The sequence below is a fragment of the Actinomadura sp. 7K507 genome (assembly GCF_004348425.1).
In the GTDB taxonomy this organism is placed as follows: domain Bacteria; phylum Actinomycetota; class Actinomycetes; order Streptosporangiales; family Streptosporangiaceae; genus Spirillospora.
The window spans coordinates 30,626-44,063 of record NZ_SMKK01000053.1; the positions used below are offsets into that span (position 1 = coordinate 30,626).

Consider the following 13,438-nt stretch of genomic DNA (forward strand, 5'->3'; position numbering starts at 1 on the left):
ATATGACCAACCCCTTCGAAGACCCCGACGGCACGTACGTCGTCCTCGTCAACGACGAGGGCCAGCACTCGCTGTGGCCGTCCTTCGCCGACGTCCCCGCCGGGTGGACGGTGGCCAAGGACGAGGACACCCGGCAGGCCTGCCTCGACTACATCAACGAGAACTGGACGGACATGCGCCCGAAGAGCCTCATCGAGGCGATGGGTGATTGACGGCGGCCCGCCGGCCCTCCGCGGGGACGAGATCGAGATCCCGGCGGTCACCGAGTGGACGATGGAGATGCTGGACGCGGCGGACCTGCACCCCGCGCCGCTGCCCGGCGTCGAGATGACGTTCACCCTGTCGGGGGTCCCGTCCCCCGAGGTCAGCCGAGCCCTGTACGCGGCCGTCGGCGCCCGCGTCTGCTGGACCGACCGGTTCCCGTGGACGTACGCCGACTGGCGGGCGTGGGTGGACCGCCCCGAGCTGTCCACCTGGATCGCGATGGCCGAGGGCACCATCGCGGGCTACTTCGAGATCGAGGCGCAGCCGGGCGGGAACACCGAGATCCACCTCGTCGGGCTCACCCACGCCTTCGTCGGGCGCGGCTACGGCGGCTACCTCGTCGAGCAGTGCACCCGGCGCGCCTGGCAGCGCGGCGAGCTGTGGGCCTGCGGCACCGGCCGCGCCACCCGCGTGTGGCTGCGCACCAGCACGCTCGACCACCCGAACGCGATCGCCAACTACCGGCGCCGGGGCTTTAAGGTGGCCGCGGAGGCCACCGCGCCCAAGCCCGTCCCGGACCCGCGCGCCGCCCCGTGGCCGCTGCCGCACGACCCGCGCGTGGCCTCCCGCCGCCACGAGGAGGAGGAGTTGATCACTTGACCTGGTTCCGCTGCCCCGAGAACCGGCCCTGGGCGTCCATGCGGCTGTTCTGCCTGCCGCACGCGGGCGGGTCGGCGGTGTTCTACCGGCCCTGGGCCAAGGAGATCAGCCCGGCCGTCGAGGTCCACGCCGTCCAGTATCCGGGCCGCGCCGACCGGATGGCCGACGCGATGGTCACCGACGCCCACCAGCTCGCCCGCCTCGTCGCCGGCGCGATGGCGCCGCTGATGGACCGTCCCGCCGCCCTGTTCGGGCACAGCATGGGCGCCGTCCTGGCCTACGAGGTGGCGCGGCTGCTGCAGGAGCGGGGCAGCGCACCGGTGCACGTGTTCGCCTCCGGCGCCCGCCCGCCGCACGACCGCGGCGACGACCGCGTCGCCGGGAAGGACGACGACGGCCTCGTCGCCGAGATGGTGAAGCTCGGCGGCAGCGACGCCGAGGCGCTGCAGGATCCCGAGCTGCGCGAACTCGTCCTGCCGTACGTCCGCAACGACTTCAGGCTGATCGAGGACTACGCCCACCGGCCGGCGGGCCCGCGGCTGACCGTCCCGATCACCGCGATCGTCGGGGACGGCGACCCGCACGTGAGCGCGGAGCGGGCCGCCGGGTGGGCGGACGTCACCGACGGGCGCTTCGCCCTCAGGGTCCTGCCGGGCGACCACTTCTACCTGACGGAGCAGCAGCCGGACGTCATCGCGGAGATCCTCCGCACCCTGGAAGTCCCCGCCGCCCCCTGACCGGACGGCCCCTTGGGCGGACGGCGGCGGGCCGCCCCCGGGGGAGTCCGTTGTGCCGGGGGCGGCCCGCCTCTTTCTCAGGTGCGTGTCAGTAGACGCTCAGGCCGTAGCGGTTGAGCACCTCGGTGACGGGCTGGAAGAACGTCGTCCCGCCCCAGCTGCAGTTGCCGCTGCCGCCGGAGGTCAGGCCGAGCGCGGTGGACCCGGCGAACAGGGAGCCGCCGCTGTCGCCCGGCTCCGCGCACACCGTGGTGCGGATCATTCCGTGGACGCTTCCCTCGGCGTAGTTCACCGTCTGGTTGAGCGCGGTGACCCGGCCGCTGTGGTAGCCGGTGGTGCTGCCGCTGCGGTACACGGTCTGTCCGACCGTGGCGTTGCCGGCGCTGGTGATGTCGCGGGTGCCGCTGCCGTAGAGGCTGACGGCGCCGCGCGTGTCGGCGGGCGTCGAGGTGTACCGCACCACGCCGTAGTCGTTGCCGGGGAAGCTGCTGGCGTACCTGGTGCCGAGCACCCGGCCCGAACCGTCGGTCCAGGTCGAGCCGATGTTGGTGCAGTGCCCGGCGGTCACGAAGTAGTACGTGCTGCCGCTGCGGGCGTTGAAGCCCAGCGAGCAGCGGGAGCCGCCGGTGCGGATGGCCTGGCCGCCGAGGGTGAACTTCTCGAACGTCCCGGCGACGCGCTCTGTCCGGACGGCCGCGCCGTGCTCGGCGGCGGCGGCCCGCACCTTCTCCAGCGCGGCGCCGGAGACGGTGCTGTCCATCGTGAGCAGGACCTGGTTGGAGTCGGCGTCGACGGCCCACGCGGTGCCCGGGACGGTCGCGTCGCGCTTGAGCGCGGCCATGACCCGGTTCAGGTCGGCGCCGCTGCGTGCGACGGTCTCCGGAACGGCGCCGGCGGCCCGCACGGTCTGCGCGGCGTCGGCGTCGGTCACGGTGACGACCAGCTTGCCGCCCTTGAGGTAGGCGCCGGCGGTCTGGGAGCCGAGCCGCTGCGCGAGCGACGACGCGACGGCGCCGGGGTCGGCCGGGGCGGCGGGTGCCGCCGGGCTTGCGAACGCGGCGGGTGCGGTGGCGAGGGTGGCGGCCACCACTGCGGACGTCGCCGTTGTGACGGCGACGGCGCCGACGCGCCTGTGACGGATCTTCACTTGTGCCTCCACGGGGGGATGGGTGCACCCGAGTGGTGCACCGGAGGTCACCGACATAGTGAATAACCGTCAACGTGGATGTAAGACGCAGAAGCTGACCAATTCGGGACGGAATGCTTGTCACCCTGACGCCAGTCCCCATGGTCAGACCGTGAAACGCCTTCATGTTGTGGATCAGTCGAACGCGAACCGGCCCCGGTTCCGCGCCGTGCGGATCCGGGGCCGGTGCGGGCTTCCCGCCGCCTGGGAGCTCCGGCGGGCCGCCGTGGTCAGCGCGTGGTCAGTACACCTCCACCCCGAACGCCGAGAGCGCCTCGGTCACGGGCTGGAAGAACGTGACGCCGCCGGCGGAGCAGTTGCCGCTGCCACCGGACGTCAGCCCGAGCGCGGTGGACCCCTCGTACAGCGGGCCGCCGCTGTCGCCGGGCTCGGCGCAGACCGTCGTCTGGATCAGGCCGCTGACGGTGCCCTCGGCGTAGTTCACCGTCTGGTCGAGCGCGGTGACCTCGCCGGTGTGCACGCCGGTGGTGCTGCCGCTGCGGGTCACGCTCTGCCCGACCGTCGCGTCCGCGGCGCCGGTGATGTCCTGGAAGCCGTTCGCGCCCGTGACGCCGCCTTCCGTGTCCTCCGGAGAGGAGGAGTACTGGACGATGCCGTAGTCGTCGCCGGGGAAGCTGCTGCCGGTGTTGCTGCCGAGCGTCGCCCCGGACTCGTCGGTCCAGGTCGAGCCGCCCTCGGTGCAGTGCCCCGCCGTCAGGAAGAAGGAGTCGGTTCCGTCCGTGACGTTGAAGCCCAGCGAGCAGCGGGAGCCGCCGGTGAAGATGGGGTCGCCGCCCGCGGTGAACGGGCGGAACTGCCCGGCGACGCGGTCGGTGCGGATCGCCGCGCCGTGCTTGGCCGCGGCGGTCCTCACCTTCTTCAGCTCCGCGCCCTTGACCGTGCTGTCCATGGTCAGGACCACCTGGTTGGCGGCCGGGTCGACGGCCCAGGCGGTGCCCGGGACGGTGGCGTCGCGCTTGAGCGCGGTCATGACCTGCTTCAGGTCGGTGCCGCTGCGCGTGACGGCCTTCGGGACGGCGCCGGCGGCGCGTACCGCCTGTGCCGCCTTGTCGTCGGTGACCGTGACCGTGAGCTTGCGCGTGGTCTGGTCGAGGTAGGCGCCGGCCGTGCGGGAGCCGAGCCGCCCGGCCAGCTTCGTGGCCAGGGTGCCCGTGTCGGACGTGCCCGTGTCGGACGCCGCGGCGACGGGGGCGGCGGCCGCGCCGACGGACGCTTCGTTGTCGGGAGCGGCGACGAGCGCGGTCGCCACCATCCCGGACGCGGCCATGGTGACGGCGGCGGCGCCGACGATACGAGTGGGACGGAATCTCACTGTGCCTCCAGGGGGGATTGGGCGCACCCGGGTTGGTGCGCCGGAGGTCACCGCACATGCTGGAAGAAACCTGAAGGCCGGCGTAAGGCAACAAAGTGACTAATCAGTAGGGTACGGATTGTCACAATGGGTGCTGGATTTGTGATCGTCGTCCGGTGGAAACGTCCCGTTTAACCCATTCGGTGCTGGACGCGGGGCGACTGGGCCTCCCCGCCGGGCCGGGCGCGACGTACAGTCGGGGCGACGGGGGACCGGACATAAGATGCGGATCCCCCCGTCCCCGGTTCCCCGCACGGGAGTGCCCATGGGTGTCGAGATCCGGGTGGAAGGGCTCAGGAAGTCGTTCGGACGGCAGGTCATCTGGGAGGACGTCTCTTTCACCATTCCGGCGGGCGAGATCTCCGCCCTGCTCGGGCCGTCCGGGACCGGGAAGTCGGTGTTCCTCAAGAACCTCGTCGGGCTGCTGCGTCCCGACCGGGGCCACGTGTACGTGGGCGGCGGCGACGTGCCCCGGCTGCGCGAGAGCGACCTGTACGCGCTGCGCCGCAAGTTCGGCGTGCTGTTCCAGGACGGGGCCCTGTTCGGCTCCATGAACATCTACGACAACATCGCGTTCCCGCTGCGCGAGCACACGAAGAAGGGCGAGTCGGAGATCCGGCGCATCGTGCTGGAGAAGATGGAGATGGTCGGCCTGTCCGGCTCCGAGGGCAAGCTGCCCGGCGAGATCTCCGGCGGCATGAAGAAGCGCGCCGGGCTCGCCCGCGCCCTCGTCCTCGACCCCGAGATCATCCTGGCGGACGAGCCGGACTCCGGTCTCGACCCCGTCCGCACCGCGTACCTCAACCAGCTGTTCGTCGACCTGAACACCCAGCTCGGCGCGACGTTCCTGATCGTCACGCACGACATCGGCACCGCCCGCGTCCTGCCGGACAACCTCGGCCTGCTCTTCCGCAGGGGCCTGGTGATGTTCGGGCCTCGGGAGATGGTCCTGTCCAGCACGCACCCCGCCGTGAACCAGTTCTTCAACGCGCGCAGGCAGGGGCCGATCGGGATGGCGGAGGAGAAGGACCTCGCCGAGGTCGCCGACGAGTCCGCGCCGCAGACGATGCCCGCCCCGATCCCGCCGCAGCTGATGCCGAGCGGCGGCGCGCTGCGTCCCTCGATGCGCCGTCCGGGCATGTGGCTGGCCGAGCACCGGGTGACCCCGCCGCCGGGCTCGTTCATCGACGATGCGGGCCGCAACTGGCTCACCGAGTGGGACGCCCTGACCGCACAACGCCAGTGGCGCCCGTGAGAGCTCCGGCACCGGCGGGACAGAAGGTCGGCGTCGGGTAGTGACGCCGCGCCGGTGCGGGCGGGAGGATAGTTTCCGTGACGCTCCTTTTGACCCGTTCCGACCTCGAGTCGCTGCTCGACCCGGTGGAGTGCCTCGACGCGCTGCGCCGCGGCTTCACGGCCGAGCAGGGCGAGGTCGCCGCGCGCCGGGTGATCGGCGGGCTGCCCGGCCAGGGCACCGCGACGGCGCTGCTGCCGGGCCTGGTCGGGGAGACCCCCGCCTACACGGTGAAGGTGAACGCCAAGTTCCCCGGCAGCCGCCCGGCGCTGCGCGGTGTCGTCTGCCTGCACGACCTCGGCACCGGCGAGCTGCTGGCGCAGCTGGACTCGGCGACCGTGACCGCGTGGCGCACCGGGCTGGCCGCCGCGCTCGGCACGCACGCCCTGGCCCGCCCGGACGCCGGCGCGGTCGCGGTGATCGGCGCCGGAGCCCAGGCGGAGCTGGTCATGCGGGGGCTGGCCGAGCTGCGGGAGGTGCGCGACCTCACCGTCTGCGACCTCGACGCCGGCCGCGCCGCCGACTTCGCCGAACGGCACGGCGCGCGGCTCGGGCTGTCCGCCTCGGTCGCGGCGGACCCGCGCGCCGCCGTCCAGGACGCCGGGATCGTCGTCATGGCGACCTGGGCGCGCCGTCCCCTCCTGCACGCCGGCGACGTGACGAGGGGAACGCACCTCACCTCGCTCGGCGCGGACGAGCCGGGCAAGGCCGAACTCGGCACCGACCTGCTCGAAGGCGCCCGGGTCGTCGTCGACGACGTCCCCCTCGCCGTCGAGATGGGCGTGCTGGCCGGGGCCGGGCTGGACGTGAAGCACGCCGCGGGGACGCTCCGCGACCTGCTGCGCGGCCAGGTGCCGGGACGGGTGAAGGGCGGCGAGGTCACGGTGTACGCGCCGGTCGGGCTGCCCTGGCAGGACCTCGCGGTGAGCTGGTGCGCCTACGAGGCGGCCCGCGCCGCCGGCGCCGGGGTCGAGTTCGACTTCCTCGCCTGACTCGGCGGCAGATATTGAAACACGTTCTACCTCCTGCGTAGGCTGGGCCGGCAGAGCCGCACGGGCCGGAGGTGACGTCGGTGATCCTGGATCGATTCCGAATCGAGGGCAAGGCCGCGGTGGTGACCGGCGCCGGCCGCGGCATCGGCGCGGCCGCCGCCGTCGCGCTCGCGCAGGCCGGCGCGGATGTGGTGATCTCCTCCCGCACCGAGGAACAGCTCCTCAAGGTCGCCTCCGAGGTCGAGGCGGCCGGGCGGCGGGCGGTGGTCGTCCCATCCGACCTCAGCGACCCGGACGCCGCCGCCGGGCTGGCCGCCCGCGCCGCAGCCGAACTCGGCCGCCTCGACATCGTGGTCAACAACATGGGCGGCGCGATGCCGGCCCCCTTCATGGACACCAAGCCGCGCCATCTTGAGAACGCGTTCCAGTTCAACGTGAGCACGGCGCACGCGCTGACCCGCGCGGCCGTCCCCCACCTGCTGGAGTCGGGCTCGGGCAGCGTCGTCAACATCTCGTCGGTGATGGGGCGGATCGCCGGCCGCGGTTACCTCGCCTACGGCAGCGCCAAGGCCGCGCTCGCCCACTACACCCGGCTCGCCGCGTTCGACCTGGCGCCGCGCGTCCGGATCAACGCGATCGCCGTCGGGTCCGTCGCGACGTCCGCGCTCGACATCGTCATGACCAGCGACGAGCTGCGCACCGAGATGGAGCGCAAGACGCCGCTGGGCCGCGTCGGCGACCCCGAGGACGTGGCAGCCGCCGTCCTCTACCTCGCCTCGCCCGCGTCCGCCTACGTCACCGGCGCCCTCATGCGCGTGGACGGCGGCATCGAGAACCCCAACCTCGATCTTGGCCTGGAGGATCTGTGACCTACCGCGTCGTCCAGTGGAGCACCGGCAACGTGGGCCGGCACGCCATCGCGGGCATCGATGCCCGCCCCGACCTCGAACTCGCCGGTGTCTGGGTCTCCAACCCCGGCAAGGTCGGCAAGGACGCCGGGGAACTCGCGGGTCTCGGGCGCGGTCTCGGCGTCACCGCGACCGGCGACGCGGACGCGCTGCTCGCGCTGCGGCCGGACTGCGTCGTCTACACCTCGATGGCCGACGTGCGGCTGATGGAGGCGATCGACGACCTGTGCCGCATCCTGCGCGCCGGTGTCAACGTCGTCTCCAGCAGCCCGGTGTTCCTCCAGTTCCCGGACGGCGTCGTCCCGGCCGGGATGTCCGAGCCGGTCCGGGAGGCCGCCGCAGCGGGCGGGGCGTCGATCTTCGTCAACGGCATCGACCCCGGCTTCGCCAACGACGTGCTCCCGCTCGCCGTCACCGGCATCAGCGAGCGCATCGACCAGGTCCGCTGCGTGGAGATCCTCAACTACGCCACCTACGACCAGGCGACGGTGCTGTTCGACATCATGGGCTTCGGGCGGTCCCTGGACGAGACGCCCATGCTGCTGCAGCCCGGCGTCCTCACGATGGCGTGGGGCAGCGTCGTCCGGCAGATCGCGGCGGGGCTCGGCGTGGAACTGGACGAGGTCGCCGAGTGGCACACCCGGCTCCCCGCCCCCGACACCTTCGCCGTATCCGCCGGAACGATCGAGAAGGGGACGACGGCGGCCCTGCGGTTCGAGGTACGGGGGATGCGCGGCGGCGAGGCCGTGATCGTCCTGGAGCACGTCACCCGGCTCCGCGACGACCTCGCCCCCGACTGGCCGCAGCCGGCCGGCGACGGCTGCTACCGCGTGGAGGTCCGCGGCGAACCGAACTACACCGTTGACCTCCGGCTCCTCGGAACGGACGGCGACCACAACACCGCCGGGCTGAAGGCGACCGCGATGCGCCTGGTCAACGCCGTGCCGGCCGTCGTCCAGGCGCCGCCCGGCCTGCTCACCGCCCTCGACCTGCCCCTCATCCCGGGACGCGGCCTGCTCTAGACCTCGATCACCCCGTCCGGTCGTCGGGGCCGTCACGGGCAAAGCCGCCGAGGACGGGATCAGATGCCTTCGCGGTGCGCGACGGCCGCCGCCTGGGTGCGGCTCGCGACGTCCAGTTTGGCGAGGATGTTGGAGACGTGGACGCTCGCCGTCTTCGGGGAGATGAACAGCGCCGCCGCGATCTCCCGGTTGCCCAGCCCCTCGGCGACCAGCTTCAGCACCTCCCGCTCCCGCCCGGTGAGCGCGGCCAGCGGGCCGGCCGGGGCGGGCGCGGGACGCGCGGCGCCGAGCCGGGCACGGGCACCGAGGTCGCGCAGGGCGGCCAGCAGCGGCGCGGCGCCGAGCCGCTCGGCCGTGCGGACGGCGGACCGCCACTCGCGGGCCGCGCCTTCGCGGTCGCCGTTCTCGGCGAGGGCCTCGGCCAGCCGCCGCCGCGACCGCGCCACCTCGTAGACGAAACCGCCGTCCGGGTCCCCGTAGGTGAACAGGTCGGTGGCCCTGCGCCACAGCTCCACGTCGTGGACGCCGTCCACCCGGCGCCGCTCGGCCTCGGCGCGCGCCAGCCAGGCGTGCCCTTCCAGTCCGAGCCAGGCGCGGGGATGCCCGGCGGGGGTGACCGTGAACACCGTCCTGGCGACGCGCAGCAGTTCGTCGCCCGCCTCCGCGGCGGCCCGCACCGCGCCGCCGTCGCCGGCGGCGCGGGCGCGCGCCGCGATCTCGGCGTGGGCCCACAGGCCCGTCGCCGCGAGGCGGATCATTCCGTCCGTATCGCTGTAGGGGCCGGCGAGGACGTGCGCGACGTGCTCGACCGCCGCGTGCGGATCGTCCCGCCACAGGGCGTGCTCGGCCGCCATGCCCCGGGCGAGGTAGTTCAGGAAGTGGTCCTGCCCCAGCAGCGGCTCGATCCACCGCAGCCGCTCGTCGACGCTGGAGCCGCCCTGCGCCACCTCGACGAACAGCGCGTACGCGGAGATCTGCGCCTCGGCCGGCCGCACGACCTGGACGGCGAACTCCCCGGCGAGCCGGTTCGCCTCCGGCCAGTCGCCGGTCGTGTAGTGGATCAGGTACTGCAGGGACCGGATGATGATGCCGTACGTGGTCCATCGAAGGCCCTTGTCCAGGGCGAACCGCACTCCCTCGGCGGCGGCGTCCGCCGCGCCCGCGAGGTCGCCGCGGTCGAACATCGTCCGGGCGTGGTGGTACCTGGCGCGTACCACCGTCACCGGGCTGTCGCCGGCCGCGTCGGCCAGGGCGCTCGCCCGCGCGAAGACCTCCGCGACCGCCGAGTCGGCGTCCCGCGACTCCCGGTGGAGCCCGAGCGTGACCAGCAGCGCCGCCTCGGCGCCGGTGGCCCCGGCGGCGCGGGCCTCGGCGACGCCCTTCTCGGCGAGCTCCGGCATCTCCCCGTCCGGGTCCCGGTGGAGCAGCGACCGGGCGTAGGTGGCCAGCGCCCAGGCGCGCTCGGCGGACGCCGGGCCGCCCGCCAGCATCGCCACCGCCTCCCGCGCGGCCGCCAGCGACTCCTCCAGCTCGTCGATGTCGTTCAGATACGTCGCCAGATGCTCGCGGATCTCGGCGCCGAGCCGCGGGTCGGCGGGGCCGGCGATGCCCGCCAGGCGGCGGAGCCGGTGCACGGCGCGGCGCGGCTCCCCGGCCCGCGCCGACTCCTTCGCGGCCGTCAGCGACAGCCGGATCCGGTCGGCGCCCGCGGCCCGCTCCGGGTCCGGGACCGCGTCCCACAGCTCCAGTGCCCGCTCGTAGTGCCCGAACGCCTCCGCGGGCGCGCCGAGCCGCGCCGCCTCCCGTCCCGCCCGGACGGACGCGGCGAACGCGGCGGGCAGGTCGTGCGCGGCGAGGCTGTGGTGCGCCAGCTCGGCCGCCGAACCGCGCGTCCCGTCCGGGAGACCGGCGAGCAGCCGCGCGAAGTCGGCGTGCAGCCGGGTCCGCTCGCCCGGCAGCAGGTCGGCGTAGACGGCCTCGCGCAGCAGCGCGTGCCGGAACGTGTACCCGGCTCCGGACGGGACGAGCAGCTGGTGCGACACGACCTCGCGCAGCGCCTCGCCGACCTCCGCCTCGTCCAGCCCCGACACGCGGCGGACGAACTCGTCGTCGATGCGGCGCCCGGCGACCGCCGCGACCCGCACGACCCGCTCCCCGGCGCCCGACAGCCGCTCCATCCGCGACAGCAGCAGGTCCGCGAGCCCGGACGGCAGCTCCGCGGGCTCGCCGCCGGGAGCGTCGAGCCCGGCCGAGTACAGCTCGGCGGCGTAGAACGGGTTCCCCTCCGAGCGCCGGTGCACCCGCTCGATGACCTCCGTCGTGACCGCCGCGGACCCGCGGGACAGCTCGGCGAGGTACTCGGCGGTCTCACCGGGCCCGAACGGGGAGACCTCGACGCCGGTCACGTTCGGCAGCCGCAGCAGCTCCGCCACCACCGGCCGCAGCGGATGCCGCCGGTGCAGGTCGTCCGACCGGTAGGTGCCGACGAGGCAGACCCGCTCGCGCTGGAGCACGCGGCTGAGGAAGGTCAGCAGATGCCGCGTCGAGCGGTCGGCCCAGTGCAGGTCTTCCAGGACGAGCAGGACGGGCCGCTCCGCCCCCAGCTCGCCGAGCAGCCCGAGGACCGCCCCGAAGAGCTGCTGCTGGCTCAGTTCGGACGCCGTGCCGGGACCGCCGTCGCCGTCCGGCAGCAGCCGCCCCAGCACGGGACGGGAGCCGATCGCGGCGCGGACCTCGTCCGCCTCCGGGGCGCCGGCCTGCGCGGACGCCCACAGCGCGTCCGTGAGCGGCAGGTACGGCATGCTCTCGCCCAGCTCGGCGCACTGCCCGACCATGACCGCGCAGCCCCTGTCCCGGGCGGCGCGGGTGAGCGCGGACACCAGATGCGTCTTGCCGACGCCCGCGTCGCCGCTGACGAGCACCGCTCCGGCGCCGCCCCCCGCCGCCCGCTCCAGCGCGGCGGTCAGTTCCGCGAGCTCCGCGGCCCTGCCGATCAGCATCGGCCGTCCCCTCCGGTCATTCCACCCAGTATCCCACCGGGCGGGCATCAAGGGGGCGGACATGAACGGGCCCCGGATCCGGAGAGGGAACCGGGGCCCGCGCGGACGGTGCGCGTCAGCCGACCAGGGCGGGGGTCCTGCCGGTCTCAGGCACCGCCGCGTCCTCGGCGGCGGGTTCGGGCTCGGGCTCGGGCTCGGGTGCGGGCAGCACCTTCTGGTAGGCGCGGAGCGTCTCGGCGGCGATCCGCTCCAGCGAGTAGCGGGAGCGGGCGCGGTCGGCGGCCGCGATCGAGTAGCCGTGCAGCGTGGTCTCCTCGGCCAGCAGGTGCCGGATCGCGCGGCCGATCACGACCGGCCGTCCCGCCGGGACGTGCAGGCCGGTGATGCGGTCGAGCACCTCGTCGGCGTTGCCGCCCGCCGGGGTCGTCACGACCGGGACGCCGCAGGCCATGGCCTCCAGCGGCACCGAGGGGCAGGGCTGGTGCGGGGTCAGGCACAGGGCGAGGCTCGCCGTCCGCAGCAGCTTCGGCAGCGCCTTGCGGGGCAGCCGCCCCAGGAAGATCACCCGGTCGGCGACGTGCAGCTCCTTGGCCAGCAGCGTCAGCTTGTGGACGGCGGGGTCCTGGTCCAGCTCCTCGCGCGCCGGGCCGCCCGCGACGGTCAGCTCGGCGTGCGGGACGTGCACCAGCGCGTGCAGCGCGGTCTCGACGTCCCCGGCGGCGAGGTCGTCGCAGATCATCACCAGGCGGCGGCGGTCGCCGCGCGGCATCGAGGGGCCGGCCTGCGCGAACTGCTCGCCGTCGACGCCGTAGGGGACGACGGCGACGGTCGGACGGGGGACGCCCATCCGCACGACCGCGCCCGCCTCCTCGGCGTGCCCGGCCAGCACCACGTCGGCGTCCCGGCCGATGGCCTTCTCCAGCCGGTCCCGGTGGGGGTGCACCGGGTGCCCGGCGCGGCGCTCGGCGGCGGCGACGCCGTGGTAGCTCTGCGCGAAGGGGATGCCCAGCTCGCGGGCGACGGCGCAGGCGGCGAGCCCGCCGATCCAGCCGTGCGCGTGCACGATGTCGGGGCGTCCGCTGCCGGACCAGCGGCGGCGCAGCTCATCGGCGAAGTCCCGGACGTGCTTCAGCATCTGCTCGTCGGACAGCGGGCGGGCGGGCCCGGCGTCGAGATGGACGAGCGCGGCCCCGGGGGCCAGCTTGACCCGGCTGCGGGCGCTCTTCTCCTGGCGCCGGGCGTAGACCGTGACCTGGTTCGGCTCCCCGTCGGAAGTCAGCGGGCGGGTGAGCGAACGCGCGAGGTCCCGTACATGGATTGACTGCAGGTGTTCGCCGTCGAGGTCGGAGGCGGACACGAGAGCGATGTTAAGCGGGCGGTGCATGACGGATCCTCCGGTACATCACAGGGGAAGCACGGAGGTATCTGCGTCGTAGACACCTGCTCGGACAGTTTCATATCCGCCCCTACCTCCCGCCAAACCTCGCGAATCGGATCTCCGTCCCGCCGCACCGCTGACCAGCGTGGACACTGTTGAAAAATGACGCACTGGCCGTCCACCGCCGTGGCCGCTAGGTTCGGACCATGAACGCCGGTGACGTCGTCGACGACTTCGAACTGCCCGACGAGACGGGCGAGCCGCGCACGCTGACCGGACTCCTGGAGAAGGGCCCGGTGGTCCTGTTCTTCTACCCGGCCGCCATGACCCCCGGCTGCACCGCGGAGGCCTGCCATTTCCGCGACCTGGTCGCCGAACTCGCCGAGGCCGGCGCCCATCCCGTCGGCGTCAGCGCCGACGAGGTCGCCAAGCAGAAGGAGTTCGCCGACAAGCACACCCTCGGCTACCCCCTCCTGTCCGACCCCGGCGGCGACGTCCGCGCGCTGTTCGGCGTCAAGCGCGGCATCGCCCTCATGCCCACCAAGCGCCAGACCTTCGTCATCGACACCGACCGCCGGGTCCTGGCGGTCATCAAGAGCGAGATCCGCATGAACACCCACGCGGACAAGGCCCTCGAAGCCCTCAGCGGACGACGGGGAGGTTGATCGTCGAGGGGTGGGCGGGGG

Annotated in this window: 12 protein-coding genes; 8 read left to right on the forward strand and 4 right to left on the reverse strand. The window is 73.7% G+C overall.

What is annotated here, in order from left to right:
- Window positions 1-2 precede the first annotated feature (2 nt).
- From E1285_RS14540 to E1285_RS14550, 3 genes are read left to right on the forward strand one after another with little or no spacing between them, the layout of a single operon-like run.
- Entirely contained in the window at window positions 3-212 is a 210-nt protein-coding gene (locus E1285_RS14540) for an MbtH family protein (protein ID WP_132152168.1), read from the forward strand.
- Entirely contained in the window at window positions 205-864 is a 660-nt protein-coding gene (locus tag E1285_RS14545; protein ID WP_243722784.1) for a GNAT family N-acetyltransferase, read from the forward strand. The genes E1285_RS14540 and E1285_RS14545 overlap by 8 nt, the downstream gene beginning before the upstream one ends.
- On the forward strand, window positions 861-1,601 hold the full coding sequence (locus E1285_RS14550) for an alpha/beta fold hydrolase (RefSeq protein WP_132152170.1): 741 nt from the start codon (window positions 861-863) through the stop codon (window positions 1,599-1,601). Before E1285_RS14545 ends, E1285_RS14550 begins: the two co-directional genes overlap by 4 nt.
- An 88-nt stretch (window positions 1,602-1,689) precedes the next feature.
- Here E1285_RS14550 and E1285_RS14555 read toward each other — a convergent pair whose 3' ends face one another.
- Complete coding sequence (locus tag E1285_RS14555) at window positions 1,690-2,748, reverse strand: S1 family peptidase (protein WP_243722785.1); 1,059 nt, start codon at window positions 2,746-2,748, stop codon at window positions 1,690-1,692.
- A 280-nt stretch (window positions 2,749-3,028) separates the two neighbouring features.
- A complete protein-coding gene (locus tag E1285_RS14560; RefSeq protein ID WP_243722786.1) occupies window positions 3,029-4,120 on the reverse strand; it encodes a S1 family peptidase in 1,092 nt (363 codons plus the stop codon).
- A 304-nt stretch (window positions 4,121-4,424) separates the two neighbouring features.
- Here E1285_RS14560 and E1285_RS14565 point away from each other — a divergent pair, with 304 nt between their 5' ends.
- The 4 genes from E1285_RS14565 to E1285_RS14580 all read left to right on the forward strand — a co-directional run bounded on the left by E1285_RS14565 (window position 4,425) and on the right by E1285_RS14580 (window position 8,375).
- Complete coding sequence (locus E1285_RS14565; RefSeq protein ID WP_132152174.1) at window positions 4,425-5,414, forward strand: ABC transporter ATP-binding protein; 990 nt, start codon at window positions 4,425-4,427, stop codon at window positions 5,412-5,414.
- A gap of 77 nt (window positions 5,415-5,491) precedes the next feature.
- A complete protein-coding gene (locus tag E1285_RS14570) occupies window positions 5,492-6,445 on the forward strand; it encodes an ornithine cyclodeaminase family protein (RefSeq protein WP_132152176.1) in 954 nt (317 codons plus the stop codon).
- Between the two features lie 80 nt (window positions 6,446-6,525).
- A complete protein-coding gene (locus tag E1285_RS14575; RefSeq protein ID WP_132152178.1) occupies window positions 6,526-7,314 on the forward strand; it encodes an SDR family oxidoreductase in 789 nt (262 codons plus the stop codon).
- Window positions 7,311-8,375 carry a diacylglycerol kinase gene (locus E1285_RS14580; RefSeq protein WP_132152180.1) on the forward strand — a complete coding sequence of 355 codons (1,065 nt, stop codon included), beginning with the start codon at window positions 7,311-7,313 and terminating at the stop codon, window positions 8,373-8,375. Before E1285_RS14575 ends, E1285_RS14580 begins: the two co-directional genes overlap by 4 nt.
- Window positions 8,376-8,434: 59 nt before the next feature.
- Here E1285_RS14580 and E1285_RS48170 read toward each other — a convergent pair whose 3' ends face one another.
- Window positions 8,435-11,374: a helix-turn-helix transcriptional regulator gene (locus tag E1285_RS48170; RefSeq protein ID WP_132152182.1), complete on the reverse strand. Its 2,940-nt coding sequence runs from the start codon at window positions 11,372-11,374 to the stop codon at window positions 8,435-8,437.
- 115 nt (window positions 11,375-11,489) lie between these two features.
- Window positions 11,490-12,758: a glycosyltransferase gene (locus E1285_RS14590; protein WP_132152184.1), complete on the reverse strand. Its 1,269-nt coding sequence runs from the start codon at window positions 12,756-12,758 to the stop codon at window positions 11,490-11,492.
- Window positions 12,759-12,958: 200 nt separating this feature from the next.
- Between E1285_RS14590 and E1285_RS14595 the strand changes: the two genes are divergently transcribed.
- Window positions 12,959-13,417 (forward strand): peroxiredoxin, encoded by a 459-nt coding sequence (locus tag E1285_RS14595; protein WP_132152187.1) that lies wholly within the window; start codon window positions 12,959-12,961, stop codon window positions 13,415-13,417.
- The last annotated feature ends 21 nt before the right edge of the window (window positions 13,418-13,438 follow it).

Excerpts from the sequence above, each read along its gene's own strand:
- E1285_RS14540 (WP_132152168.1), top strand. The coding sequence starts at position 3 with ATGACCAACCCCTTCGAAGACCCCGACGGCACGTACGTCGTCCTCGTC.
- E1285_RS14565 (WP_132152174.1), top strand. The coding sequence starts at position 4,425 with ATGGGTGTCGAGATCCGGGTGGAAGGGCTCAGGAAGTCGTTCGGACGG.
- E1285_RS48170 (WP_132152182.1), bottom strand. The coding sequence starts at position 11,374 with ATGCTGATCGGCAGGGCCGCGGAGCTCGCGGAACTGACCGCCGCGCTG.
- E1285_RS14590 (WP_132152184.1), bottom strand. The coding sequence starts at position 12,758 with ATGCACCGCCCGCTTAACATCGCTCTCGTGTCCGCCTCCGACCTCGAC.
- E1285_RS14595 (WP_132152187.1), top strand. The coding sequence starts at position 12,959 with ATGAACGCCGGTGACGTCGTCGACGACTTCGAACTGCCCGACGAGACG.